This window comes from uncultured Nostoc sp. (assembly GCF_964245445.1).
Lineage (GTDB): Bacteria > Cyanobacteriota > Cyanobacteriia > Cyanobacteriales > Nostocaceae > Nostoc.
In genome coordinates, this window is sequence record NZ_CAXTNE010000503.1 from 1 (window position 1) to 2,171 (window position 2,171).

Annotated in this window: 1 protein-coding gene; it reads right to left on the reverse strand. The window is 41.8% G+C overall.

The window, feature by feature from the left end; genetic code table 11:
- Window positions 1-178: 178 nt before the first annotated feature.
- Window positions 179-1,852, reverse strand: a complete 1,674-nt coding sequence (locus ACFE90_RS37845; RefSeq protein ID WP_375507356.1) for an ATP-binding protein — start codon at window positions 1,850-1,852, stop codon at window positions 179-181.
- Window positions 1,853-2,171 lie beyond the last annotated feature (319 nt).

Here is a 2,171-nt window from a genome sequence, read left to right on the forward strand (position 1 = left end):
GAATAAAAAATTAGCTCTTTCTTCTCTGCTCCTAGCTTTCTGCCTCTCTACCTCTTCTCAATGCCCCTCAAGAGTGCTGAGTTCCGAGTGCTGAGTGGGGAGTGGGACAGAGGGGAGAATAACTCTTAACTCCTAACTAAGCACTGTTTTGCCCAATTCCCAATTCCCTATGCCCTATTCAATCCTGTATAGTCATTGGCAAACGAATAGTGAAAGTAGAACCAACTCCCGGCTGACTTTTGACAATAATCTCACCACCCATCATTTGGCAAAAGTGGCGGCTAATTGCTAACCCCAGTCCCGTACCTCCATACTTTTTCGTAGTCGAGGTATCTCCTTGTGTAAAAGGTTTAAATAACTGCTGCTGTTGACCTTGAGACATACCTATGCCTGTGTCAGTAACAGTGAAAGTAATCATCCCCAAAGGAGCCTCCGGTCGGAATTCATTCTTTTCTCTTTTGACTGTCAGCGTCACTTTGCCGTTTGTAGTAAACTTACTGGCGTTGCTTAGTAAGTTTAACAACACCTGCCGCATCCTAGTTTGATCGGCGTACATCATGTCAAGTTGTTCATCAAAATGCACTTCTAAAACATTGGCATTTTTTTCTATAGCTGGCTTGACTGTGAGGACAACATTATGAATCAGCGTCGCAATCTCGAATGTCTCTGGATAGAGGGTCATTTTCCCGGCTTCAATTTTTGACAAGTCGAGGATTTCGTTAATCAAGTGCAGCAGATGTTTACCAGCAGCGTTAATTGTTTCTAAATCTGTGATAAAGTCTGCCGATAAACCAAGATCGGTAGCGTCGTCTTCTAAAAGTTGGCTCAAGCCAATGACAGCATTTAATGGTGTGCGTAATTCGTGGCTAACATTGGCCAAAAATATACTTTTTGCCTTGCTAGCAGCTTCGGCTAATTCTTTAGCTTGTTGTAGTTCTTTTGTTCGCTCAGATACTCGCTCAATTAGACGATTTAAAGATTTGGCGAGTAGGCCAATTTCATCTTCAGTGGTGACAGGCGCTCGCAAATCGAAATTATGTTTTCTTGCAACTTGCTCCGCTACTTGGGTGACAGTGATAACTGGTTCAGCGATCGCTCGACTGGTACGCCAAGCTACAATGGCTGCGATCGCCACCGAAACCAGCATACTCACAATCACGATTAATCGCTCAATTATTTTTGCCTGCTCTACGGCTTTTTGCTTTTCTTGCTCTTGTTCTTGGGCAGTTTGCAGGATGTTAGTCAAGCTTTGAGAAAGCTGATCTAACTGCATGGCTGTTTCACCACGCATAATTGCCAATAACTGCGATCGGGCAGAAGAAATCTGCTGAGACTGCACTTTTTGGGAGTCAATTTTCTTTAAGACGACCTCGATTTGCTCAACGTAAGCTTTTAAATTTGTCTTGTAATCCTGCAATAATGTCTGTAAAGTCGAACTTGTTGCGGCTAGTCTTTTAGGTTTACTGTCGATAAATCCGCCAATTTTTGACTCTAATTGCTTGGCTTTTTCAACATTTTTCAGAAAATCGGCTTTTTTGGTTTGTAGCTGTTGTGAATTTTCCAATACAGCAACTAGGTTAGAGCTATGTAATTGCGCTCCGACTACTGCATCTTTATAATTACTCAGTAGTTGCCCTTGTTCATAGGCTTGATTAAATTGCCTAACTTCCCTTCCTCGGTAGTAATTGGCGATCACTAACCCAGTCAGTGAGCCAAAAAAGCCAATTCCGATAGCTACAAAGTACCCATAGCCAATTTTTTGATGGATGCGCCAGGAACTGGCTTTGAGTTTTCCTCGTGAGGGAAATTCTATGGTTGGGAGTTCGTCTGTCGATGGCTCTTCGGCTGACACTTTTTTGCTTTCTGAACTGCTGTCGATAGGGGTTGGCTTTTGAAGAAGGCATTTCTCAAACCTCCTTGCCTTCCCGCAAAAGTCACCAAATCAGTTTAGCTTGTGCAAACACTTTAATTGGTGATTAACATTTACATTACCTTCTTTTATAGCAATAGCAAATCATTACTTACTATATAATTCACATATCCTTATATAGCAGGGGTAAATTTGACAGCAATACTGTAAGTACACTTACTGAGAGCGAATAGAATTCACTTTTTTCAGCAGCAACAAATAAGGGACTTCCAAATAAAAAAATATACCATCGCTATAGAGG